This is a genomic window from Cupriavidus phytohabitans (assembly GCF_017815025.1).
In the GTDB taxonomy this organism is placed as follows: Bacteria; Pseudomonadota; Gammaproteobacteria; order Burkholderiales; family Burkholderiaceae; genus Cupriavidus.
The window spans coordinates 150,680-175,913 of sequence record NZ_JAGIQB010000008.1; the positions used below are offsets into that span (position 1 = coordinate 150,680).

18 protein-coding genes are annotated in these 25,234 nt (G+C 67.2%); 13 read left to right on the forward strand and 5 right to left on the reverse strand.

Annotated elements, in window-relative coordinates; translation table 11 throughout:
- The first annotated feature begins 37 nt into the window (after positions 1-37).
- The 13 genes from atpA to J8I34_RS07975 all read left to right on the forward strand — a co-directional run bounded on the left by atpA (position 38) and on the right by J8I34_RS07975 (position 20,829).
- The gene (atpA, locus tag J8I34_RS07915; protein ID WP_029046525.1) at positions 38-1,579 is read left to right on the forward strand and encodes a F0F1 ATP synthase subunit alpha; all 1,542 of its coding nucleotides are present in this window, start codon (positions 38-40) and stop codon (positions 1,577-1,579) included.
- A 76-nt stretch (positions 1,580-1,655) separates the two neighbouring features.
- Complete coding sequence (gene atpG / locus J8I34_RS07920; RefSeq protein ID WP_029046526.1) at positions 1,656-2,531, forward strand: F0F1 ATP synthase subunit gamma; 876 nt, start codon at positions 1,656-1,658, stop codon at positions 2,529-2,531.
- A gap of 33 nt (positions 2,532-2,564) precedes the next feature.
- Entirely contained in the window at positions 2,565-3,968 is a 1,404-nt protein-coding gene (gene atpD, locus J8I34_RS07925; RefSeq protein ID WP_029046527.1) for a F0F1 ATP synthase subunit beta, read from the forward strand.
- Positions 3,969-4,064: 96 nt separating this feature from the next.
- Entirely contained in the window at positions 4,065-4,481 is a 417-nt protein-coding gene (locus J8I34_RS07930; RefSeq protein WP_029046528.1) for a F0F1 ATP synthase subunit epsilon, read from the forward strand.
- Between the two features lie 759 nt (positions 4,482-5,240).
- Positions 5,241-5,681 (forward strand): CoA-binding protein, encoded by a 441-nt coding sequence (locus J8I34_RS07935; RefSeq protein WP_209773758.1) that lies wholly within the window; start codon positions 5,241-5,243, stop codon positions 5,679-5,681.
- Between the two features lie 54 nt (positions 5,682-5,735).
- Positions 5,736-6,686 (forward strand): alpha/beta hydrolase, encoded by a 951-nt coding sequence (locus J8I34_RS07940; protein WP_209773755.1) that lies wholly within the window; start codon positions 5,736-5,738, stop codon positions 6,684-6,686.
- A 97-nt stretch (positions 6,687-6,783) separates the two neighbouring features.
- Positions 6,784-7,875, forward strand: a complete 1,092-nt coding sequence (gene hemE, locus J8I34_RS07945; protein WP_064737438.1) for a uroporphyrinogen decarboxylase — start codon at positions 6,784-6,786, stop codon at positions 7,873-7,875.
- A 522-nt stretch (positions 7,876-8,397) separates the two neighbouring features.
- Entirely contained in the window at positions 8,398-10,695 is a 2,298-nt protein-coding gene (locus J8I34_RS07950) for a primosomal protein N' (RefSeq protein WP_209773752.1), read from the forward strand.
- A 194-nt stretch (positions 10,696-10,889) separates the two neighbouring features.
- The gene (gene putA, locus J8I34_RS07955; protein ID WP_209805768.1) at positions 10,890-14,879 is read left to right on the forward strand and encodes a trifunctional transcriptional regulator/proline dehydrogenase/L-glutamate gamma-semialdehyde dehydrogenase; all 3,990 of its coding nucleotides are present in this window, start codon (positions 10,890-10,892) and stop codon (positions 14,877-14,879) included.
- 180 nt (positions 14,880-15,059) lie between these two features.
- Entirely contained in the window at positions 15,060-16,211 is a 1,152-nt protein-coding gene (locus J8I34_RS07960; RefSeq protein ID WP_029046535.1) for a branched-chain amino acid ABC transporter substrate-binding protein, read from the forward strand.
- Positions 16,212-16,371: 160 nt separating this feature from the next.
- A complete protein-coding gene (locus J8I34_RS07965) occupies positions 16,372-18,330 on the forward strand; it encodes a tetratricopeptide repeat protein (RefSeq protein ID WP_209805769.1) in 1,959 nt (652 codons plus the stop codon).
- 160 nt (positions 18,331-18,490) lie between these two features.
- Positions 18,491-19,714 carry a cation:proton antiporter gene (locus J8I34_RS07970; protein ID WP_029046537.1) on the forward strand — a complete coding sequence of 408 codons (1,224 nt, stop codon included), beginning with the start codon at positions 18,491-18,493 and terminating at the stop codon, positions 19,712-19,714.
- Positions 19,714-20,829, forward strand: coding sequence for a YbdK family carboxylate-amine ligase (locus tag J8I34_RS07975; RefSeq protein WP_029046538.1), 1,116 nt, complete (start codon positions 19,714-19,716; stop codon positions 20,827-20,829). Before J8I34_RS07970 ends, J8I34_RS07975 begins: the two co-directional genes overlap by 1 nt.
- Positions 20,830-20,886: 57 nt before the next feature.
- Here J8I34_RS07975 and J8I34_RS07980 read toward each other — a convergent pair whose 3' ends face one another.
- The 5 genes from J8I34_RS07980 to J8I34_RS08000 form a co-directional block, all read right to left on the reverse strand.
- Positions 20,887-21,378, reverse strand: coding sequence for a glycine zipper family protein (locus J8I34_RS07980; RefSeq protein ID WP_029046539.1), 492 nt, complete (start codon positions 21,376-21,378; stop codon positions 20,887-20,889).
- A gap of 161 nt (positions 21,379-21,539) precedes the next feature.
- Positions 21,540-22,373 carry an alpha/beta hydrolase gene (locus tag J8I34_RS07985; protein WP_156914346.1) on the reverse strand — a complete coding sequence of 278 codons (834 nt, stop codon included), beginning with the start codon at positions 22,371-22,373 and terminating at the stop codon, positions 21,540-21,542.
- 10 nt (positions 22,374-22,383) lie between these two features.
- Positions 22,384-22,857, reverse strand: coding sequence for an OsmC family protein (locus J8I34_RS07990; protein WP_209805770.1), 474 nt, complete (start codon positions 22,855-22,857; stop codon positions 22,384-22,386).
- Between the two features lie 27 nt (positions 22,858-22,884).
- Positions 22,885-23,622 carry an MBL fold metallo-hydrolase gene (locus J8I34_RS07995; protein ID WP_029046542.1) on the reverse strand — a complete coding sequence of 246 codons (738 nt, stop codon included), beginning with the start codon at positions 23,620-23,622 and terminating at the stop codon, positions 22,885-22,887.
- Positions 23,623-23,733: 111 nt separating this feature from the next.
- Positions 23,734-25,110, reverse strand: coding sequence for an L-serine ammonia-lyase (locus J8I34_RS08000; RefSeq protein ID WP_209805771.1), 1,377 nt, complete (start codon positions 25,108-25,110; stop codon positions 23,734-23,736).
- Positions 25,111-25,234 lie beyond the last annotated feature (124 nt).

The following is a 25,234-nucleotide window of genomic DNA, read 5'->3' on the forward strand; positions in this document are numbered from 1 at the left end:
CGGCCGTCCGACGGATTGAAGAATTAGGAGCATTGTGATGCAACTGAACCCCTCAGAAATCAGCGAGCTGATCAAGACCCGCATCTCGGGTCTTGGCGCCGAAGCTGAAGTGCGCAACACCGGCACGGTGATTTCCGTGACCGATGGTATCTGCCGCGTGCATGGCCTGTCTGGCGTGATGCAGGGCGAGATGCTGGAATTCCCCGGCAACACCTTCGGCCTCGCGCTGAACCTCGAGCGCGACTCGGTCGGCGCCGTGGTGCTGGGCGACTACGAGCACATTTCCGAAGGCGACACGGTCAAGTGCACCGGCCGCATTCTGGAAGTGCCCGTTGGCAAGGAACTGCTGGGCCGCGTGGTCAACACGCTGGGCCAGCCGATCGACGGCAAGGGCCCGATCAACGCGAAGGAAACCGACGTGATCGAGAAGGTCGCGCCGGGCGTGATCGCGCGTCAGTCGGTGAGCCAGCCGGTGCAGACCGGCCTGAAGTCGATCGACTCGATGGTGCCGATCGGCCGTGGCCAGCGCGAGCTGATCATCGGCGACCGCCAGACCGGCAAGACCGCCGTGGCCGTCGACGCGATCATCAACCAGAAGGGCAAGGGCATGTACTGCGTGTACGTCGCCATTGGCCAGAAGGCTTCGACCATCGCCAACGTGGTGCGCAAGCTGGAAGAGCACGGCGCGATGGAATACACCGTCGTCGTGGCTGCCGCCGCTTCGGACTCGGCCGCCATGCAGTACCTGGCTGCCTACGCCGGCTGCACGATGGGCGAATACTTCCGCGACCGCGGTGAAGACGCGCTGATCGTTTATGACGACCTGACCAAGCAAGCCTGGGCCTACCGCCAGGTGTCGCTGCTGCTGCGCCGCCCGCCGGGCCGCGAAGCTTACCCGGGCGACGTGTTCTACCTGCACTCGCGCCTGCTGGAGCGTGCTGCCCGCGTGAACGAAGACTATGTCGAGAAGTTCACCAACGGCGCCGTCAAGGGCAAGACCGGTTCGCTGACCGCGCTGCCGATTATCGAAACGCAGGCCGGCGACGTGTCCGCGTTCGTGCCGACCAACGTGATCTCGATCACGGACGGCCAGATCTTCCTGGAAACCGACCTGTTCAACGCCGGTATCCGTCCCGCCATCAACGCCGGTATCTCGGTGTCGCGCGTGGGTGGTGCTGCACAGACCAAGGTGGTGAAGAACCTGTCCGGCGGTATCCGTACCGACCTGGCGCAGTACCGTGAACTGGCTGCGTTCGCGCAGTTTGCCTCGGACCTGGACGATGCGACCCGCAAGCAGCTCGAGCGCGGCCGCCGCGTGACCGAACTGCTGAAGCAGGCGCAATACCAGCCGCAGCAAGTGTGGCAGCTGGCCGCTTCGCTGTTCGCCGCCAACAACGGCTTCCTCGACAACGTGGAAGTGAAGGACATCCTGTCGTTCGAGAAGGGCCTGCACGACCACCTGAAGACCAAGTACGCTGACCTCGTCAACCGCATCGAAGAGACCAAGCAGCTCTCGAAGGAAGATGAACCCGCCCTGCGTGCCGCTGTCGAGGATTTCAAGAAGTCCGCCGCGTTCTAACCACCGCGTGATTGCACGATATCCCTGCTGTGCCTGAGCATTCAGCCGCGGCAGGGATTCGGACGGAGAGGAAGATATGGCCGGAACGAAAGAAATTCGAACCAAGATCAAGAGCGTGCAAAACACGCGCAAGATCACCAAGGCGATGGAAATGGTCGCCGCATCCAAGATGCGCAAGGCGCAGGAACGGATGCGCAATGCCCGCCCGTATGCCGAAAAAGTGCGCAACATCGCGGCGCACCTGGCTTCGGCCAACCCCGAGTTCAAGCACCCGTTCCTGCAGGAGCGCGAAGTCAAGCGCGTCGGCATGATCGTGGTCACGACCGACAAGGGGCTGTGCGGCGGCCTGAACACGAACGTGCTGCGTGCGGTGACCAACGAGCTGAAGAGCCTGCAGGGTCGCGGCGTGGGTGTGCAAGCCACTGCCATCGGCAGCAAGGGCATGCAATTCCTGAACCGCATCGGCGCCAAGGTGGCCTCGAACGTGGTGCAGCTCGGCGACACTCCGCACCTGGAAAAGCTGATCGGCGCGATCAAGGTCCAGCTCGACGCATTCACCAACGGTGAAGTCGACGCGGTGTACCTGGCGTACACCAAGTTCATCAACACGATGAAGCAGGAACCGATGGTTGAGCAGCTTCTGCCGCTCGCCGCCGACAAGCTGTCGCAGACGGAAGAAGAGAAGCGCGCCTACTCGTGGGACTACATCTACGAGCCTGACGCGCAGACCGTGGTGGAAGAGCTGTTGGTCCGCTACGTCGAGGCGCTGGTGTACCAGGCCGTGGCCGAGAACATGGCGTCCGAGCAGTCGGCGCGCATGGTGGCGATGAAGGCAGCATCCGACAACGCGAAGAACGTGATCGGCGAACTGCAGCTGGACTACAACAAGACCCGGCAGGCAGCGATCACCAAGGAACTGTCGGAGATCGTCAGCGGCGCGGCAGCGGTCTGAGGCGTCAAGAATTCAAGCTATCGGAGATACGAAATGAGTATCGGAAATATTGTGCAGTGCATCGGCGCCGTGGTGGACATCGAGTTCCCGCGCGACGCGATGCCGAAGGTGTACGACGCGCTGGTGCTGGAAGACAGCGGCGAAACGTCGTTCGCCGAAAAGGGCCTGACGTTCGAAGTCCAGCAGCAGCTGGGCGACGGCGTGGTGCGTACCATTGCCCTCGGTTCGTCGGACGGCCTGCGCCGCGGCATGCCGGTGAAGAACACCGAAGCGCCGATCTCGGTGCCGGTGGGTCAGGGCACGCTGGGCCGCATCATGGACGTGCTGGGTCGCCCCATTGACGAAGCTGGCCCGATCGCTTCCGACGAACGGCGCGCGATTCACCAGAAGGCCCCGAAGTTCGACGAACTGTCGCCTTCGACCGACCTGCTCGAAACCGGCATCAAGGTGATCGACCTGATCTGCCCGTTCGCCAAGGGCGGCAAGGTGGGCCTGTTCGGTGGTGCTGGCGTGGGCAAGACCGTCAACATGATGGAGCTCATCAACAACATCGCCAAGCAGCACAGCGGTCTGTCGGTGTTCGCCGGCGTGGGCGAGCGTACCCGTGAAGGGAACGACTTCTACCACGAAATGAAGGAATCCAACGTGCTCGACAAGGTGGCCATGGTGTTCGGCCAGATGAACGAGCCGCCGGGCAACCGTCTGCGCGTGGCACTTTCCGGCCTGACCATGGCCGAGAAGTTCCGCGACGAAGGCCGCGACATCCTGTTCTTCGTCGACAACATCTACCGCTACACGCTGGCTGGTACCGAAGTGTCGGCACTGCTGGGCCGTATGCCTTCCGCCGTGGGCTACCAGCCGACGCTGGCTGAAGAAATGGGCAAGCTGCAGGAACGCATCACCTCGACCAAGACCGGCTCGATCACCTCGATCCAGGCCGTGTACGTGCCCGCGGATGACTTGACCGACCCGTCGCCGGCAACCACCTTCCTGCACCTGGACTCGACCCTGGTGCTGTCGCGTGACATTGCCGCTCTCGGTATCTACCCCGCAGTGGACCCGCTCGACTCGACCTCGCGCCAGATGGACCCGCAGGTTGTGGGCCAGGAGCACTACAACGTCGCGCGCGCCGTTCAGCAGACCCTGCAGCGCTACAAGGAACTGCGCGACATCATCGCGATTCTGGGCATGGACGAACTGTCGCCGGAAGACAAGATGGCCGTGAACCGCGCGCGTAAGATCCAGCGATTCCTGTCGCAGCCGTTCCACGTGGCTGAAGTGTTCACGGGTTCGCCGGGCAAGTACGTGCCGCTGAAGGAAACCATCCGTGGTTTCAAGATGCTGGTGGATGGCGAGTGCGATCACCTGCCCGAGCAGGCGTTCTACATGGTCGGCTCGATCGACGAAGCCTTCGAGAAGGCCAAGAAGCTCCAGTAAGCCTTGTTTCGATGCCCCCGCGCCCGCGGGGGCGGCGGGGCATCGCGCGAAGCGGTGTACCTGCCAGAAGCGAAGCGATTGGAGAAAGGATCAGATATGGCAACCATTCTTGTAGACGTCGTCAGCGCGGAAGCGTCGATCTTCTCCGGCCAGGCGAAGTTCGTGGCGCTGCCGGGCGAGTCGGGTGAGCTGGGCATCCTGCCGGGCCACACGCCGCTGATCACGCGCATCCAGCCGGGTGCGGTGCGCATCGAGAAGGAAGACGGCAGCGAAGAGTTCGTGTTCGTTGCCGGCGGCATTCTCGAAGTGCAGCCCAAGCACGTCACGGTGCTGGCCGACACCGCTATCCGCGGTGGCGACCTGGACGAAGCCAAGGCCCAGGAAGCCAAGCGTGCGGCCGAAGAGCTGATGCAGAACCAGAACAGTGACCTCGACCTGGCACGTGCCCAGAGCGAGCTCGCCGTGGCGGCTGCGCAGCTGGCTGCCATTGCCCGCCTGCGTCGTAAAAAGTAACTGCCTCGGCAGTGCTGTCGCGTTGTTGTTTTTTCGATGCGACATTTAAAAAGGCAGCCGCAAGGCTGCCTTTTTTGTGGGCACAGCGATATGCTTTCGTCCTGCCTGGACAAAAAAAAGCGCGCGGGCCGGGGAGGCTCCGCGCGGACGGGAAAATCCCTTCGAGGGGTCAATTCGAAGGAACGGGTTCGGTCCAGGTGACAATCAAGGCGCATCGGATACCTGATATCCGCTACAGGCTGCAAAGGCCACGCGCTAAAACGGTCTGCCTGGTGTTCCGGTCCAGCAGCATTTTTCGCTGGATCGGAAAAACGGGTTACTGCAAGAAACGCTACAAAAAGGCTTTCTTCACCACGCCCCTTTAGGTCTGCACAGCATTCTTTGCTGGGGCGCCGCACCCCGAACAGCGGGTGTGTCAATGCATTGTGGGGGAAACTCCCCGGCATGGCAGTAACAAAATGTATCGTTTTGCAAGAAGTTGAAAGCCTCAGGCTCCGATAGCCATCGTGCGCGGCACTTCTGTGAACGTTGAGCTCACGTTCGCCGCAGTCACGTGCCTATAACGTATCATTCCCGGGTGGTTTTCCGTGTTCGCTCGCGCACCATGTCCGTGTGGCGAATCGCAGTTACGATTCGATACGTCTGCCGCACTGGCCGGCCTCCGGCCGAGGTAAGCGGCAAGGTTATCCCCGGTTATCCTGCAGTTGTTCAGCCGTTATCCCAAGACTTGTCCCGCAGTTATTCACAGCCGGAGCCGCAATGCACCCAGAGATGCAGCCAGCGATACATGCCATGCTGGCGATGAAGACCGTGGCCGTGGTCGGCCTGTCAGACCGGCCGGAGCGCGCCAGCCATGAGGTGGCGGAATTCCTGCAAGGCCACGGCTTCCGTATCGTGCCGGTGAATCCACGCCACGCTGGCGAGCGTATCCTTGACGAGACCTGTTATGCCAGCCTGCAGCAAGCCGCCGAGACGATGGCGGCCAACGGAGCCACCATTGAATGGGTGGACATCTTCCGCCGCGCCGAGGACACGCCCGGGGTGGTTGATGACGCCATCGCCATCGGTGCGCGCGGGGTCTGGCTGCAGCTCGGCATAGTCAATGACGAAGCCATGCGCCGCGCCGCTGCCGCGGGATTGCTGGCGGTTCAGGACTGCTGCAGCAAGATTGAGCTGACGCGCGCATTGGCGCCGCGCTGAGCCGCGCCAGCACCGGTCCGTTTTCGTTCTTACAAGCCAACGCGCTCGCCAACCATGGCCATCGATCCCGAACTGACCGCCTACTATCGCCGCCTGGCCGAGCGCTATGCCGGCATGCCCGTGCCTGCCGACGCCGCCGCGCGCCGCACCCGCTTCGCCGAGATCGCCGCGGCTTCGCTGCTGCCGGATCCCGAGGGCATCACCGTGCAGGACCTCCAGATCCCGCTGGCGGGCCGCACCCTTGGCTCGCGACTGTTCCGGCCGCAGGGCGAAGCCCGGCCGCGGCTGATCGTGTACTTCCATGGGGGCGGCTGGGTCATCGGCTCGCCGCAGACCCACCATGCCGTGGCGGCATTGCTCGCCGCGGATACTGGTTGCGTGGTGGTCAGCGTCGACTACCGGCTGGCGCCCGAGCATCCATTCCCCGCGCCTTGTGACGACGCCGTGGAAGCGGTGGCGTGGCTGGCGGGCCAGCGGCGGGCGCTGGGCCTGGCACCGGACTTCCTGGCGCTGGCCGGGGATAGCGCGGGTGGCCACCTGGCCGCGCAGGCCGCGCAGCAGCTCAACGGCGGCGACGCGGCGCGGGTCGACGCCCAACTGCTGATCTACCCGGTCACGGCGCCGGTGCTGGCCACGGAAAGCTACCGTGCCTTTGCCGACGGTCCCGGGCTGACGCGCGACGAAATGGCCTGGTTCTGGCGCCAGTTCATTGGCGCCGAGGCCCTCGCACAAGGCGCGGCGCACGCCGACCCGCGCGTACACCTGATGGCCGCGGCGCCCGTTCGGCCGCCGGCGACGGTAATCGTGGTCGCGGCCCACGACGTGTTGCGCGACGATGGGCTGGCCTATGCCGACTTCCTGGTGCGCCACGACGCACCGGTGATTACCATCGAGGCCAGCGGCATGTCCCACGGCTTCGCGCGGCTGCAGCCTGAAGCCCAGCGTGCGCGCGAATGGATGCGGCGTGCCGCCGGTGCCTTCCGCGACCTGCTCGACGACGCCTGAGCGTGGCCACGGCGCATCGGACGCGCATCGGGAGCGCATCCTGAAGCGCCGGCGCGCGCCGCCCATCCCTTAGAATGGCGGTCTTACGAGGATGACCATGACCGCACTGCAGAACGATACCTTCCTGCGCGCGCTGCGCCGGCAGCCCACCGAATACACGCCGCTGTGGCTGATGCGCCAGGCAGGCCGCTACCTGCCCGAGTACAACGCGACGCGCGCGCGCGCCGGCAGCTTCCTCGGGCTGGCCAAGAACCCGGCCTACGCCACCGAGGTGACCCTGCAGCCACTGGATCGCTATTCGCTGGATGCGGCCATCCTGTTCTCCGACATCCTGACCGTGCCCGACGCGATGGGCCTGGGCCTGTCGTTCGCACAGGGTGAGGGCCCGCGCTTCGCGCGTCCGCTGCGTACCGAAGCCGATGTGCAGAAGCTGGCCGTGCCCGACATGTCCTCGCTGCAGTACGTGTTCGACGCCGTCAGCGAGATCCGCCGGGCACTGGTGCAGGACGGTCGCCAGCGCGTGCCGCTGATCGGTTTCTCGGGCAGCCCGTGGACGCTGGCGTGCTACATGGTCGAGGGCGGCGGCTCGGACGACTTCCGTACGGTCAAGGCGATGATGTACGGCCGCCCAGACCTGATGCACCGCATCCTGGAAATCAACGCCGAAGCAGTGTCGGCCTACCTGAACGCCCAGATCGAGGCGGGCGCGCAGGCGGTGATGATCTTCGACACCTGGGGCGGCGCGCTTGCCGACGGCATGTACCAGACGTTCTCGCTGGCCTATATGCGCCGCGTGCTCGCCGGACTGAAGCGCGAGCACGCCGGTGAGCAGGTGCCGGCGATCGTCTTTACCAAGGGCGGCGGCCTGTGGCTCGAGGCGCTGGCCGATACCGGCGCCGACGCAATCGGGCTGGACTGGACCGTCAACCTGGCCGAGGCGCGCCGCCGCACCGGCGGGCGCGTGGCCCTGCAGGGCAATATCGACCCCACCGTGCTGTTCGCGCCCGAGGCCGCGATCCGCGAGCAGGTGCGCGGCGTGCTGGACAGCTTCGCGGCGGGCGGTGGCAGCGACGGGCACGTGTTCAACCTTGGCCACGGCATCTCGCAGTTCACCCCGCCCGAGCATGTCACGGTGCTGGTCGACGAAGTGCACGCCTACAGCCGCAAGCTGCGCGCCGCGCAGAAGTGACCCGGGGGTTATGCGCCGCAGCGCTCGGGCGGGCGGCGCCCCGCGCTGCAGCGAAACGCGCCGGCACGCACCCGGTGATGCGGGGGCCGCGCCGGTTACGCCTGTCAAGTTAACTTTTTTGCCACCATTCGCCAAAAAGGTGCCCGGAGTTGATCCTCGGGGCTTGACTTATGCACACCGATAGGTTTGCCGCAGTGCAAGAGCGGGTTAGTCCTTAACCTATCTGGGGGATGTTTGCAAGGTCTTGATTTTTAAGGCTTTGGAAGATTTGCAAAGCGTGGGCTGATGCCAGTGGATCCCTTGATTTGCCGGGCTTCCGAGCCCTCCAGCGCGACTTTTCAACAAAGTTATCCACAGGGGCGGTGGAATTAGTGGAAAACCAGTCATCTATCATCAACTTAGGGCCATATTTGAAGTTTTACTTTAAGTTGATGTTGCGCCGCACACAAAAACACTCGCGCCCGCCGTACTGCCGCCCCATGCACAGCGATTGCGCAATTGGCATGCACCAAGTCAGATCTGATGGCGGACGATAGCAGCGCCGCCACCAAACTGAGTGACGACCAGGCCATCGCGCCGCCGATCGTCCGTGTGGCCCTGGACACACCCGCCGACGACTGCTTCGACTATCTGGCGATGCCCGAGGTGGCGCCCGGCGACCTGGTGGTGGTGCCGTTTGGCCGCCGCAGCCTTGTCGGCGTGGCCGTAGAGCGCGCCGCCACTTCCGATGTACCCAACGGCCGGCTGCGCCCGGTGGTCCAGCGCCTGGACTGGATGCCGCCGCTCGCGCCCGACTGGATCGCGCTGGCGGCGTTTGCCGCAGGCTACTACCACCGCCGCCTCGGCGAAGTCATGCTGCCGGCGCTGCCCCCGGCGTTGCGTGAAGCCGACAGCTGGCCGGGCCTGGCACAGCGTGCCCGCACCGACGAATACCGCCTGTTGGCCGCACATGTGGATAACTTGCTGGCCGCCGTGCCAGCGCGCGCGCGGAGCGTGCGAGCGCTGGCGCAGGCGCTCGCCGAATGCGCGGCCGTCGGCAAGCCACTGGCGCTGGCCGATGCGCGCGCGCTGTGCGCAGCGGCACCGGCTCGACTGGCCGAATGGCAGGCTGCCGGCTGGGTCGAGGCCGATCGCACCGCCCGGCCGCTGCTGCGGACGGCGCCGATGCAAGCGCCGTCCGCGGCCCCCGCTTTGCACGAGGAGCAGCGCGCCGCGGTGCAGGCGATCGCCGAAGCGCAGGGTTTCGCGCCGTTCCTGCTGCACGGGGTCACCGGCAGCGGCAAGACCGAGGTCTACCTGCACGCCATGCAGGCCGTGCTGGAGCGCGACCCGCATTCCCAGGTGCTGATGCTGGTCCCCGAAATCAACCTGACGCCACAGTTGCAGACGCGCATCGCCGCGCGCTTCCCGCACCTGCCGCTGGCTGTGCTGCACAGCGGGCTGGCGGACCAGGAGCGCAGCCTTCAGTGGCTGGCCGCGCACCGCGGCGAAGCCCGCATCGTGCTCGGCACGCGCATGGCGGTGATGGCGTCGCTGCCTGCGCTGGCACTTATCGTGGTCGATGAGGAGCACGATACCTCCTACAAACAGCAGGAAGGACTGCGCTATTCGGCGCGCGACCTGGCGGTGTGGCGCGCCAAGCAGCGTGGCATCGCGGTCGTGCTGGGTTCGGCCACGCCGTCGATGGAAACCTGGTGGCGGGCAGGGCAGGGCACGTACCGCAAGCTGGTGCTGCGCGAGCGGGCCCAGGCCGATGCCGCGCTGCCCACCGTGCGGCTGGTCGACCTGAACCATGAGCGGCAACGCCAGCGCCCATTGTTCGAAGGGCTGTCGGTGCCGCTGCTGGAAGCCATCGACACCCGGCTGGCGCGCGGCGAGCAGAGCCTGCTGTTCCTGAACCGCCGCGGCTACGCGCCGGTGATTGCCTGCGACAGCTGCGGCTGGCTGTCCGGCTGCCCCCGCTGCTCGGCGTACCTGGTGCTGCACCGGCCCGAGCGGCGCCTGCGCTGCCACCACTGCGGTCTGGAAGCCCCGGTGCCGCACCACTGCCCGGACTGCGGCAATGTCGATATCGCGCCGCTCGGCCGCGGCACCCAACGTATCGAGGAAGCGCTGGCGGCACGCTTCCCGCAGGCCCGTATCGCCCGCATCGACGCCGACTCCACCCGGCGCAAGGGCAGCGCGCAGGCGATGTTCGACGAAGTTCATGCCGGCGAAGTCGACATCCTGGTGGGCACCCAGATGGTCGCGAAGGGCCATGACTTCCAGCGCGTGACGCTGGTCGGGATCGTGCACCCGGACGCGGCCATGTTCAGCCACGATTTCCGCGCCGCCGAGCACCTGTTCGCCTCGCTGATGCAGGTGGCGGGGCGCGCCGGCCGCGCCGGGCTGCCGGGCGAGGTGCTGATCCAGACCCGCTACCCGGATACCCCGGCATTGCAGGCCCTGACGCGCCATGACTATGATGGATTCGCGGCCAGCCAGTTGCGCGAGCGGCGCCAGGCCGGGTTGCCCCCGTTCTGCTTCCAGGTGCTGGTGACGGCAGAGCACGGCGAGCTGGAGCGGGCCCTGCAGTTCCTGCAGGCAGCGCGGCGGCATGCCGATTCCTGCCAGCTGGCAGCCGAGGTGCAACTGCATGACCCGGTGCCGATGTCGATGGTGCGCATCGCCAACCGCGAGCGCGCCCAGATGCTGGTCGAGGCGACTTCAAGGCCGGCGCTGCAACGGTTTATGGCTGAGTGGGTACAGACTTTCGCAGAGGTAGGGACGGAGGTGAAAGGGGTGCGCTGGCAGCTGGAAATCGATCCGCTCCGGATCTGAGCCGGCAGCGGCTGGCTGCGCAGGTGCAACCCGCTTGTCAGGGTTAACGATAGGGTTGCACTAAGTTGCACCTTTTGCTTTTTCGGGAGTAAGATCGCGCCAGCTCACAGGCTCCAGCCGGTCGTGCGTCCGTTGCCTTGTGGCATCGGCGGGGTATTTACCGGCTGCGCCCCAGTTTTCGGAGAACTGCCCGCATGGCCACCACCACTCTCGGCGTCAAGCTCGACGACGCCTCGCGCGATCGCCTCAAGCGTGTCGCCCAATCCATCGACCGCACGCCGCACTGGCTGATCAAGCAGGCCATCTTCACCTACCTGGAACAGGTCGAGCGCGGGCACCTGCCGCATGAGACCAGCGCAGCCGGTTCGGCCGACCCCGATGGTGCCGACGCTTCCGACCTGGTCACGGCCGATGGCGCGCCGCAGCCGTTCCTGGAATTCGCGCAGAGCATCCAGCCGCAGTCGGTGCTGCGTGCCGCCATCACCTCCGCCTACCGCCGCCCTGAAACTGATTGCGTGCCGGTGCTGCTGGAACAGGCGCGCCTGCCGCAGCAGCAGGCCGAGGCCGCCATCAAGATGGCCAAGACGCTGGCCACGCGGCTGCGTGAGCAGAAGGTGGGCACCGGCCGCGAAGGCCTGGTGCAGGGCCTGATCCAGGAATTCTCGCTGTCGTCGCAGGAAGGCGTGGCGCTGATGTGCCTGGCCGAGGCGCTGCTGCGCATCCCCGACAAGGCCACGCGCGACGCGCTGATCCGCGACAAGATCAGCGGTGCCAACTGGCAGTCGCACCTGGGCCAGAGCCCGTCGCTGTTCGTCAACGCCGCCACCTGGGGCCTGCTGCTGACCGGCAAGCTGGTCGCCACCCATACCGAGTCGGGCCTGACCAAGGCGCTCACGCGCATCATCGGCAAGGGCGGCGAGCCGCTGATCCGCAAGGGCGTGGACATGGCGATGCGCCTGATGGGCGAGCAGTTCGTCACCGGCGAGACCATTTCCGAGGCGCTCGCCAACGCGCGCAAGTACGAGGCGCAGGGCTTCCGCTACTCCTACGACATGCTTGGCGAAGCGGCCATGACCGAGGACGATGCCGCGCGCTACCTGGCGTCGTACGAGCAGGCCATCCACGCGATCGGCCAGGCCTCGCGCGGCCGCGGCATCTATGAAGGCCCGGGCATCTCGATCAAGCTGTCGGCGCTGCATCCGCGCTACAGCCGCGCCCAGCACGAGCGCGTGATCGGCGAGCTGTACGAGCGCCTGAAGTCGCTGACGCTGCTGGCGCGCCAGTACGACATCGGTATCAATATCGACGCCGAGGAAGCCGACCGGCTGGAAATCTCGCTCGACCTGCTGGAGCGCCTTTGCTTCGAGCCCGAGCTGGCCGGCTGGAACGGCATCGGCTTCGTGGTGCAGGGCTACCAGAAGCGCTGCCCCTTCGTGATCGACTACCTGATCGACCTCGCCCGCCGCAGCCGCCACCGCCTGATGATCCGCCTGGTCAAGGGCGCCTACTGGGACAGCGAGATCAAGCGCGGCCAGGTGGAAGGCCTGGAGGGCTATCCGGTCTACACGCGCAAGGTCTACACCGATGTGTCGTACGTGGCCTGCGCGCGCAAGCTGCTGTCGGTGCCCGACGCGATTTATCCACAGTTCGCGACGCACAACGCGCATACGCTGTCCGCGATCTACCAGATCGCCGGCCACAGCTACTACCCCGGCCAGTACGAGTTCCAGTGCCTGCACGGCATGGGCGAGCCGCTGTACGACCAGGTGGTGGGCCCGACCGCCGACGGCAAGTTCAACCGTCCGTGCCGCATCTACGCGCCGGTCGGCACGCATGAAACGCTGCTGGCCTACCTGGTGCGCCGCCTGCTGGAGAACGGCGCCAACACCTCGTTCGTGAACCGCATCGCCGACGACACCATCTCGCTGGACGAACTGGTGGCCGACCCGGTCGCCGTGGTCGAAGCCATGCACCGCGACGAAGGCACGCTGGGCCTGCCGCATCCGCGCATCCCGTCGCCGCGCACGCTGTACGGCAAGAGCCGTCCCAATTCCGCCGGCATCGACCTGGCCAACGAACACCGCCTGGCTTCGCTGTCGTCGGCCTTGCTGGCGGGCACCAGCGAGCGCCAGGTCGCCGAGCCGATGCTGGGGGCCGCGCTGGTCGCCGATTTGCCGCGCGCAGCCGACGCCATCACCACGCCCGTGCTGAACCCCGCCGACCACCGCGACGTGGTCGGCCAGGTCACCGAAGCCAGCCAGGCCGACGTCGACGCCGCGCTGCAGGCCGCGGTGAACGCCGCGCCGATCTGGCAGGCGACGCCGCCGGACGTGCGCGCCGCCGCGCTGGAGCGCGCCGCCGACCTGATGGAAGCCCAGATGCAGTCGCTGATGGGCATCATCATGCGCGAGGCCGGCAAGACCTTCTCCAATGCCATCGCCGAAGTGCGCGAGGCCGTGGACTTCCTGCGCTACTACGCCGCCGAGATCCGCCGCGGCTTCGACAACGAGACTCATCGCCCGCTGGGCCCGGTGGTGTGCATCAGCCCGTGGAACTTCCCGCTGGCGATCTTCACCGGCCAGGTCGCCGCGGCGCTGGCCGCCGGCAACCCGGTACTGGCCAAGCCCGCCGAGCAGACGCCGCTGATCGCCGCCGCCGCGGTGAAGCTGCTGCGCGAGGCCGGCGTGCCGGCCGGCGCGGTGCAGCTGCTGCCGGGCCGCGGCGAAACCGTCGGCGCGGCGCTGGTGGGCGATGCGCGCGTCAAGGGCGTGATGTTCACCGGCTCGACCGAGGTAGCGCGCATCCTGCAACGCAATGTCGCCGGGCGCCTGGACGCCGCCGGCCGCCCGATCCCGCTGATCGCCGAGACCGGGGGCCAGAACGCGATGATCGTCGACTCTTCGGCGCTGGCCGAGCAGGTCGTCGGCGACGTGGTCAACTCCGCCTTCGACTCGGCCGGCCAGCGCTGCTCGGCGCTGCGCGTGCTGTGCCTGCAGGAGGACGTGGCTGACCGCGTGCTGGAGATGCTCAAGGGCGCGATGCAGGAACTGACCATGGCCAACCCGGACCGCCTGTCGACCGATGTCGGGCCGGTGATCGACGAAGAGGCGCGCGCCAACATCGTGCGCCATATCGACGCCATGCGTGCCAAGGGCCGCCGCGTCCACCAGGCCGATCCCGACGCCGCGCAGGGCGCCAGCTGCCGCCACGGCACCTTCGTGCCGCCGACGCTGATCGAGCTGGACAGCATCGAGGAACTGAAGCGCGAGGTGTTCGGCCCGGTGCTGCACGTGGTGCGCTTCCCGCGCGCCGCGCTCGACACCATGGTCAGCCAGATCAACGGCACCAACTACGGCCTGACGCTGGGCATTCATACCCGCATCGACGAGACCATCTCGTTTATCGTCAGCCGCGCCCATGTGGGCAACCTGTACGTGAACCGCAACATCGTCGGCGCGGTGGTGGGCGTGCAGCCGTTCGGTGGCGAGGCGCTGTCGGGCACCGGTCCCAAGGCGGGCGGCCCGCTCTATCTGCACCGGCTGCTGTCGGTGTGTCCGCAGGACGCGGTGGCACGCAGCGTGCGCGCCGCCGACGTGACGAACCACGCCGAGAAGGTTGGCCCGGACGATGAAGCAGCGCATGCCGCCGAAGCCTTCCGCAACTGGGCCGCCACCGAGCTGCCCGCGGTCGCCGACGCCTGCGCGCGCTTTGCCGAGACATCGCCGTCGGGCCTGGCGGTGACGCTGGCCGGCCCCACCGGCGAGCGCAACACCTACACGCTGCTGCCGCGCGCTCACGTGCTGTGCCTGGCCGCGCAGGAAGCCGACCTGGCGCTGCAGCTGGGCGCCGTGCTGACCGTCGGCGCGCGTGCCGTATGGCCGGAGAACCCTGTTGCGCGGGGGCTGTTTGCGCGCCTGCCCAAGGGCGTACAATCGCGCGTCCGCATGGTGGCTGACTGGACCGCCGCGGACATCGCCATCGATGCGGTGCTGCACCACGGCGACTCCGACCAGCTGCGCACGGTGTGCGAGCAGGTGGCGGCGCGCCCGGGACCGATCATCGGCGTGCAGGGCCTGGCGCAGGGCGAACCGAACGTCGCGCTCGACCGCCTGCTGATCGAGCGCTCGCTGTCGGTCAACACCGCGGCCGCGGGCGGCAACGCAAGTTTGATGACGATCGGCTGAGGCATTCTCGGACGCGCGTCTTGTCGAAGCGCGCACCGGTGGCGGCGATCCTGCCCCGGCGCGCATACCAAGGAGGGCGCGGCATTGCCAGGCCGCGCCTCGAAAAATACGCCGCTCAGGGCGCCATACCGGCACCACCGCGGCACCAGAGTGGCACCAATTGGGACCCAAGGAGATCTGATGAGCTCGACTTTCCACAAGACGGCAATGACCGTTGCCCTGACCCTGGCCGGCCTGACCGCCGCCTCCGCAGCCTTCGCGCAAGCGCAGGAAATCAAGCTGGGCTATGCCGGCCCGATGACCGGCGGCCAGGCCCAGTACGGCAAGGACATGCAGAACGGCATCGTCCTCGCGATCGAGGACATGAACGCCACCAAGCCGAAGATCGGCGGCAAGGAAGTCAAGTTCGTGCTGGTCTCCGAAGACGACCAGGCCGACCCCAAGACCGGCTCGGTGGTCGCGCAGAAGCTGGTCGACAACGGCATCCAGGGCATGCTCGGCCACTTCAACTCGGGCACCACCATCCCGGCGTCGATGGTCTACAACCGCGCCGGCATTCCGCAGATCGCCATGGCGACCGCGCCGGAATACACCAAGCAGGGTTTCAAGACCACCTTCCGCATGATGACCTCCGACACCCAGCAGGGTTCGGTGATCGGCGCCTACGTGGTGAAGAAGCTGGGCGCGAAGAACATCGCCATCGTCGATGACCGCACCGCCTACGGCCAGGGCCTGGCCGACGAGTTCGAGAAGGCCGCCAAGGCCGCCGGCGGCAAGGTCGTGCGCCGCGAGTTCACCAACGACAAGGCGGTGGACTTCAAGGCCGTGCTGACTAACATCAAGCGCAGCAACCCGGACATCATCTTCTACGGCGGCGCCGAGACCCAGTCCGCGCCGATGGCCAAGCAGGTCAAGGAACTGGGGATCAAGGCGCCGCTGGTCTCGGGCGAAATGTCCAAGACCGACAACTTCCTGAAGCTGGCCGGCCCTGCCGCCGAAGGAACCGTGGTGTCGCTGGCCGGCCTGCCGCTGGACCAGATGCCGGGCGGCTCCGCCTACGAGAAGAAGTACGAGAAGCGCTTCGGCTCCAAGGTGCAGACCTACTCGCCATACTCGTATGACGGCGCCACCGCGATGATGAGTGCGATGGTCAAGGCCGGTTCGGCCGATCCGGCGCGCTACCTGCCGGTGCTGGCCGCGACCAGTATGCAGGGCGTGACCACCAAGACGCTGGCCTATGACGCCCGCGGCGACCTGAAGGACGGCGGCATCACCGTCTACAAGGTGGTAGGCGGCAAGTGGACCGTATTGGAGACGGTCGGCGGCAAGTAAGCAATCGTTGCCCGCCTAGGCAGGACGCCACCCTCGGGTGGCGTTTTGCATTGGGCAAAAGTCAAGAAAGCGGCGGCCGTGCCGATGGTTGTCCGGATGCGGATCGCTCTCATGGCGCATAATCCCGCACTCGCTTACCAAAATGCAGAAGGAGCAGTACGTGTCCGTGCCGGAAGTCAGCTACGACCACGCCATCGAGCTTGCCAACCAGGGCCGCTTTGCCGAAGCCCTGCAGATCGCCGACCAGCTTGCGCAGGCTCGGCCAGAGGTGGTCGATTTCGTCACGCTGCGCGCGCGGCTGCACTTCGACAAGGGCGATGCCGCCGCGGCGCTCGCAGTGCTGGACGAGGCGCTTGCGCGCCTGGACAGCCTGCCGCTGCAGCCGCCGCACCGCTGGGCCTCGCGCGGCGTGATCGCGCACCGCTACGGCGCCATGCTGATGAGCCTGGGCCGCGACGCCGAGGCGCGCCCGTGGCTGCACGAGGCCGCGCAGCGCGGCGGACTGCTGTCGGGCGAATGGCCGGCGCATTTCCACGCCGGCCTGGCCGCGCTGCGCATGAACGACATGGCGGCCGCGGCACGCTACTGGCACGATCTGATGTTCCGGAATCCCGACCTGGGCGCCGAAGACATCACACCGCTGGTGCGCGACTACATTGCCCGTGCCGAGGCGGCCGGCGTGCCGGTGGAGCCGCTGACGCGTATCTGCCTGGGGCGCGTGGCGCTGGACAACCCGCACCTGCTGCAACTCGACGCCGATGCCGGCGACGCGCTCGCAGCGGACCAGGCCGCCCGCGTGCTGGCCGACCATCCCGACCATCCCGAGGCGCGCCGGCTGCGCGCGCCGCTGCGCTGGGGCGTGGGCGACATGCAGGGAGCGCTCGACGATCTTGCGGTCTACCTGCGCCAGGTGCCCGACCCGCAGGCACAGGTACGCGAACTGGCCTGGCGCCATCAGCTGGCCAAGGCCGGCGTGCAGGATGCCGAACGTGAGCCCTGGCTGCGCTTCGCCATCACCGACAAGTCCGACGACGGCGCCGCCTACTACCGCGCCGCAATGGCGCTGGGCGAGTTCATCGACGAAGTCCCCGCCGCCGAGGCGGCGCTGCGCCCCGCGCTAGTGGCCGCCTGCCGCCACGGTGTAGCCTGCTACGACCAGTACTTCGCCACGGGCCAGGGCGATGCCGCCGGGCACGGCGGCAATGCCGATCCGCACGTGTACTCCTTGCTGTGCCGCCTGCTGGCGCGCAGCCTGCCCGCGGATGCCGCGCACCTGGAAGAGCGCATCGCGCTGCATCGCCACGGCATGGCCGCCAGCGAGTTCATCGACCACTGGATCGACCTGCTCGACTGCCATGCCGGCGCGGGCCAGCACGGCAAGGTGGTCGAGCTGGCCGGCGAAGTGCTGAACCGCTATCCGCTCGAGCGCAACCCGGCCGATGTCACCTGGGCCTTCAGCCGCCTGATCGCGGCGTGGAAGTCCATGGGCGGCGCTGAACCGGCCGAGGCCGCGCGCGCCGCGATGGCGCACATGGACGCGCGCCTGGATGCGCTGCCGGTGGAGGCCCGCAGCGAGGCCGCGCACCCCATGGCGCATGCGCGCGCGCACTTTGCCGCGCTGCTGCAGGCGCAGATGGCGCGCATGGACGAGCATGACCGTGCCGACGCGCTCGCCGAGATCGAGACCCAGCAGCGCCGCGCGCTGCTGGTCGAGGATGCCTGGCTGTACAACCGCTTCGGCCTGCTGTGGCGTGAACTGGGCGACACGGAGCGCGCGCTGCCGATGTTCGAGCAGGCGGTCGCCCTGACCAAAGGCGATCCCGAGGACCAGGCCGGGCCACGGGTGCAGCGCGGACTGGTCCACAACGCCGCGCGGCGCCACGACGCGGCCATGGCAGACTTCGTCGCGGCCTTTGCCGTGCGCGATGACTGGGATGCCGAGGTATGCCTGCGCGTGGTCGAGTCGGCGCTCGGGCTGCAGCAGCGCGAGACGGCGCTGGCCTACTTCGACAAGGCCCGCGCCCGCGGTGCCGCGCAGGGCGCTACGCGCACTTTGTACGCGCAGGTGGAGACGGCGCTGAAGTCAACCCGCCCGCGCTGGAAAGTCTGGGGCGTCTGAAACGCCGCACGGACACCCGGCCGCGCCGGGGTCCTCGCAAAAATGTAAAAAACGCCATCCGCGAGATGGCGTTTTTTACATGAAGTTGACCGAAGTTAGTCGCTCGTTTGGTGCGGTGTCGGACAATCACTGACATGGATTGTCATGTGCTTACATTACCATGTCGACCATGAACGGACTGAGCCAACTATTTCCAACACTCCCCCTCGCCCCAGGCGGCTTGTTCTGGGTCGGACTCGCGCTGGTAGGCGCGGGCCTCGCGGGGGAAGTCAGCCGCCGCTGGCTGCGCTGCCCGCGCATCGTGGGCTACGCCGTCGTGGGGCTGTTCGCCGGCATGCTCGGGCGCGGCATCGTCGACGAGAACATGATCAACCAGACCCGTATCCTGATCGATATGGCGCTGGCACTGGCCCTGTTCGAACTCGGGCACCGGCTGTCGCTGACCTGGCTGCGCGCCAACCGCTGGCTGCTGCTGACCAGCGCCTTCGAGAGCCTGCTGACCTGGGGCCTGGTCGCGGCGGTGCTGCAATGGATCGGCGCCTCGCCCGGCGTGGCGATCCTGGCCGGCGGCATTGCCGTCAGCACCTCGCCCACCATCGTGCTGCAGCTCAAGAACGAACTGCGCGCCGAAGGCCAGGTCACCGAGCGGCTGATGGCGATGGCAGCGCTGAACAGCATCTATGCCGCCGCGATCGTGCAGCTGACCACCGGCTGGCTGCATTCCGAATATGGCAACCTGGGCGCCGCGCTGCTGCACCCGCTCTACCTGCTGGTGGGTTCGTGCCTGCTGGCATGGGTGGTGGGGAAGGTCGGCCATGTGATCTATGAGCGCATGTCGGCCGATGACCACTACAGCTTCCTGGTGCTGGTGGGCCTGGTGCTGTTCACGCTGGCGCTGACCCGGGTACTAAAATTGTCGATGCCGCTGACATTGCTGCTGGCCGGCGTGGTGTTCAAGCACCAGGACAGCCAGCCGCATGTCTGGCCGCCGCACTTCGGCAGCGCCGGCAGCCTGCTGATCATTGTGATGGTGGTGTCGCTGGGCCTGCCGCTGACCGCGCATGACTGGGTCGTGGGTGGCGCATATGCCGTCGTGCTGGTGCTGCTGCGCCACCTCGCCAAGCTTGCCGGCGTGGTGTCGCTGGGATCGTTTTCGGGCCTGAGCATGCGCCAGTGCATGGCCCTGGGGGTGGCGCTGGCGCCGATGTCGGGGCTGGCCTACCTGCTGATGAGTGACGTCGCGCGCATCTACCCCGGGACCGGACAGCCGCTGGCCGCCATCATCCTGTGCGCGCTGGCGATCGAACAACTGCTCGGCCCGGTGATGGCAGCGTGGGCGCTGCGCTTCGCCGGCGAATCCCGGGCCAACGGAGGAGGGCGCTGATGTCGCTCGAATCGTTCAAGCAATCCGAGGCGCTGACCTTCGGCGTGGAGCTGGAGTTGCAGCTGGTCAACCGCCACGACTACGACCTGGCGCCGTTCGCGCCCGACCTGCTGCGCGCGCTCAAGGGCGCCGAGCACGCCGGCGACATCAAGCCGGAGATCAGCCCGTCGATGATCGAGATCAGCACGGGCATCTGCCACAGCTACCAGCAGGCGCTGGACGAGCTGACCACCATGCGCGACCTGATGGTGGCGGCCTCGCGCTCGCTCAACCTGGGTATTTCCGGCGGCGGCACGCATCCGTTCATGCAATGGGCCGACCGCACCATCTCGGATTCGCCGCGCTACCAGTACATCTCCGAGCTCTATGGCTACCTGGCCAAGCAGTTCACCGTGTTCGGCCAGCACGTGCATATCGGCTGCCCGAGCGCGGACGAGTCGCTGTTCCTGCTGCACGCCATCGGCCGCTACGTGCCGCACTTCGTTGCGCTGGCGGCGTCGTCGCCGTACGTGCAGGGTGTCGATACCGGCTTTGCCTCGGCGCGCCTGAATTCGGTCGCGGCCTTCCCGATGAGCGGGCGCGCGCCCTTCCTGCTGACCTGGGATGCCTTCACCGCGTACTTCGAGAAAATGCGCAATACCGGCGTGATCGAGAGCATGAAGGACTTCTACTGGGATATCCGGCCGAAGCCGGAATTCGGCACCATCGAGGTCCGCGTGATGGACACGCCGCTGACGGTGCAGCGCGCCTGCGATATCGCCGCCTATATCCAGATGCTGGCGCGCTACCTGCTGCTGTCGCGCCCGTTCATGCCGCAGGAAGACGATTACCTGGTGTACACCTTCAACCGCTTCCAGGCGTGCCGCTTCGGGCTGGACGGTGAATACGTGCATCCCAACGAGCTGACCCGGATGCCGATCGCCGACCATATCCTGTCGATTTGCGATGCGCTGGTGCCGCATGCCGAGGCGCTCGGTTCGCTGTCGGCACTGGCCAATATCCGCGCGCTGGCCGAGCGCCGCGACGGCGATGCCGAATGGCTGCGCCAGACCGATGCCGACGCGCGCAGCCAGCGCGAGACCGTGCGCAAGGCGTGCGAGCGCTGGGCGGTGTAACGCCGCCCGCTACCCGCCGCTACCCGCCGCCACTGCACGTCACTCAATGCACGCGGCTCACTTCACGCTATAGCCGCGCCCTTGCATGCACGCGGACCAGGCCTGGTAATACGACCCCATCGCCTGATTGGTGTTGGCCTGCGCCTGCTGGTTGGCGGCGTTGGCCTGGCGCCGTGACTGCCGGTGTGCCACGCCGCCTGCCACCGTACCCGTTGCAGCGCCAACCGCCGCGCCTTTGCCGGCATCGCCCGCGATTGCCCCAACGACTGCTCCGGCAGCCGCGCCGCCGGCGGCACCGCGCACGCGCTGCCCGCTTTGCGCTTGCGCCGGTGGCGGTGCCGCGGCAGCCTGCGCGGGGTCGACACCGGACTGCTGCTTGGCCCAGCTGTAGCAGGCGCCGTCGTCACTGGCCTGCTGCTGCTGGCTCTGGCCCTTGGCCGGATAGGCCACGGGCTTGCCTTGCGCCAGCACCGGGGCCGGGGCCAGCGCCAGCGCTGCCGCCAGCATGCCCAGGCCGCGGAACAGCGTGCGGTTCTGCCTTCGTTTCATGATCGATCCCCCGCCGTTGGCAGCCGCCGCCGTGTGCGGTAGCGGCCGTGTGTGTGAAGGCCAGTATTGCAGCCAGCGAGGCTAAGTCAATGCATCCTTTCAAAGCGCCGGGCGTGGCGGGTACCAAGGCGTGCCCGCAGGTGCCCGGCAGCACGCGCGGATCAGCGGGATGCGGGCGGCGACAGCAGGAACGCGAGCGCGTTGCGCCACCATGCCTCGTCGACGTACCCGGTCCAGTCGTTGTGCCCGGCATGGTCGATGACCGCCAGGCGGCGGGGTTCGTCCAGCGCTTCATAGAGCGCCTTGCCGAACCGGGGCGGCACGATGTTGTCGCGTTCGGCCACAACCACCATGACCGGGCGGCCAAAGGCGGCCAGGTTGGCCACGCTGTCGTAACGGTCGCGCAGCAGCCATCCGGTTGGTAGCCATGCATAGTGGTGGGCGGCAACGTGGGCAAGCTTGTCCCACGGCGTGATCAGCAGCAAGGCATCGACATGCTCGCGCTGGCGCGTTGCGGCGGCCGCGGCAACACCGGCGCCGAGCGATTCGCCGACCAGCAGCAGGGGGCCGCCAAACTGGTGCCGGGCGAGCGCAATCGCCTGGCCGGCATCGTCGACGAAGCTGCGCTCGCCAAGCGCGCCGTCGCGCGGGCCATAGCCGGGATATTCGGCCAGTATCACGCGGATACCCAGCCGCGTCAGCACGCTGGCGTAGTAGCCGCGATGGCCGGCGTGCCCGGCATTGCCGTGGAAGACCATGGCGGTCCCGCGGGCGGGGCCGTGCGGCTCGGCCAGCAGGCCGCGAAAATCATCCGGGCCCGGCCATGCGCGCAGTCCGGGCGAGACCATGTCGTCCACCGAGGCCTTGTCGGGAAAGTAGAGGAAGCGATCCTGCAGCATCAGGACGGACCCAAGCAGGACCACGCAAGCCAGCAGCCAGCGCAGCCGCCGCCGCGCCGACGCGGACCGTGCCGCAGGCAGCGCGGTTGCCCGCATGGCAGGCGGGCTAGGCGCCGGCGACCACCGGTTCGCACCGCACTTCGGTCCGGACCGAATTGGCGATAAAGCAGGCATCGTGCGCGGCATGATGCAGGCGCTCCAGCTCGTCGCGGGTCGGTTCGCGCTCGCCGGAGAAGGTGACATGGGGGCGCAAGGTCACCACCGTCATCGCCATCCGGCCCTCGCGGTTCTTTTCCATCACGCCGGTGGCGGCATCGACATAGCGGTCGACGACAAAGCGCTGCTTCGCCGCCAGCGACAGGAACCACAGCATGTGGCAGCTCGACAGCGAGGCGATGAACATCTCTTCCGGGTCGACCGCGCTGGCATCCGACATCGGCAACGGCACCACATCAGGCGACGACGAACCCGGGACTTCCGCGCCGCCATCGAAGCGCAGGACATGCCTGCGGCTGTAGCGGTTGCCGGTGAAATCCTGCCCGTCGCGTTGCCACAGGACCTCGGCGGTATATACGGACATGCGCAGACTCCTAATGTTGGGAATGCTTCAGGCGCCGTGCGGCACGCTCTCGCCGTCGCGCAGGCCCAGGCGCTGGTTGGCCGGCACCGCAATATCGATCAGCCTGGGCCGGGGCAGGTTCAGGTTGCGCATCATGTCAATGAACTCCTCGCGCGTGCGGCCGGATACGCGGCTGTTGTGCGCGCGCTCATGGCCGATGGTCGACGAGGTCTGGCCCTTGTAGTCGTGCGCGGGGTAGACCCGGGTATCGTCGGGCAGCGCAAAGAGCTTGCGGGTCAGGCTGTCGTACAGCGTGCCGGCGTCGCCCGACTGGAAATCGGTGCGGCCGCAGCCGTCGATCAGCAGTGCGTCGCCCGTGAAGACGCGGCGCACGATGCCATCGGATGTGGGCTCTTCCCACAGGTAGCTCATGCTGCCGGCGGTATGGCCGGGCGTATGGATCGCGCGCAGCACCTGCTTGCCGAATGCGACAGTGTCGCCGTCGATCAGTTGCTTCTGTGCCGGCTTGATATCGCAGCCCGATGGCGCCGCGGTGTGCGCGCCGGTCTGCATGGCGAGATGGCCGGCGGAGGTGATGTGGTCGGCGTGGGCGTGGGTCTCGATGACCCAGGCCAGGTGTGCGCCGGTATCCTTTACCAGCGCCAGGTCGCGTTCGAACTGGTGGTCGACCGGGTCGATCAGCAGCGCCTCCTTCGTTTCCGCATCGATCAGCAGGTAGGTGAAGGTGGACGAGGTATCGTCAAAGAGCTGGTGGAAGGTCTGCATGGCGGGCCCTCTTGTTCTGCAGTCGGGGAACGCCGCCATGATACGCCGCAATGGATGCGCATTGGGTGCGCAACAGGCGTCCTCTGGCACCTCTCACTTGTTTATGGGAGGTCAGCACTCCACGATATTCACCGCCAGCCCGCCGCGCGCCGTTTCCTTGTACTTCGTCTTCATGTCGGCGCCGGTCTCGCGCATGGTCTTGATCACCGAATCGAGCGATACGTAGTGCGTGCCGTCGCCGCGCAGCGCCATGCGTGCCGCGTTGACCGCCTTGACCGACGCCATCGCATTGCGCTCGATGCACGGGATTTGCACCAGCCCGCCGACCGGGTCGCAGGTCAGGCCGAGGTTGTGCTCCATGCCGATCTCGGCCGCGTTCTCCACCTGCGCCGGGCTGCCGCCGAGCACCGCGGCAAGCGCGCCGGCGGCCATCGAACAGGCCACGCCGACCTCGCCCTGGCAGCCGACCTCAGCGCCGGAGATCGATGCGTTGAGCTTGTACAGCAGCCCGATCGCGCCCGCGGTCAGCAGGAAGTCCACCACGCCCTGCTTGTTCGCGCCCGGCACGAAGCGGTCGTAGTAGTGCAGCACGGCGGGGATGATGCCGGCGGCGCCATTGGTCGGCGCGGTCACCACGCGGCCGCCCGCCGCATTCTCTTCATTGACGGCGATGGCGTACAGGTTGACCCAGTCCATCACCGACAGCGGATCCGACAAGGTGCGCTCGGCGCGCTCGGTCAGGCTGCGGTACAGCTCGGGCGCGCGCCGCTTCACCTTGAACGGCCCCGGCAGCTCGCCATCGGTGCGGCAGCCGCGCGCGACGCAGGCCTGCATCACGTCCCAGATATGCAGCAGCCCGTCGTTGACTTCCTGCTCGCTGCGCCAGGTCAGTTCGTTTTCCAGCATCAGCCGCGCAATGCTCTTGCCGCTGGCCTGCGCCATGTCCAGCATGTCCTTGCCGCTGCGGAACGGATGGGGCAACTGCTGCGCGGCGTTCAGCACCTGGGTATTGGGCGCACCCGCCGTGACCACGAAGCCTCCGCCCACCGACAGGTAGCGCGCTTCGCGCAGGCTCGCCCCGCTGCTGTCGAAGGCATGGAACTTCATGCCGTTGGGATGCTCGGCCAGTGCCTCGCGGCGGTAGAACGCGATGTGCTCCTTCTCGACGAAGGGCACGATATGGCGTCCCAGCAGCGACAGCACGCGCGTCTTGCGCAACGCGGCGAGCCTAGTGTCGATGGAATCGGGATCGATGGTGTCGGGCGATTCGCCCATCAGGCCGAGGATGACGCCCTTGTCGGTGCCGTGGCCCTTGCCGGTGGCGCCGAGCGAGCCGTACAGCTCGACCCGCACACTGGCCACCTGCGGCAGCAGGCCGTCGCGCTCCAGCCCCTGCGCGAACATCAGGGCCGCGCGCATCGGGCCCACGGTATGCGAGCTCGACGGGCCGATGCCCACCTTGAACAGATCGAAGACGCTGACTGCCACGGAATGTCTCCAGCAATGGGTGTGGCCCTGCAGAGGCTCTTTTTAGGCGGTCGAAGTACTGCAGCGGACACCGCCGCCGGCGGGTCCGTCATCTTGAGAATAGTGCGACGGCCGGCCCGCCGCG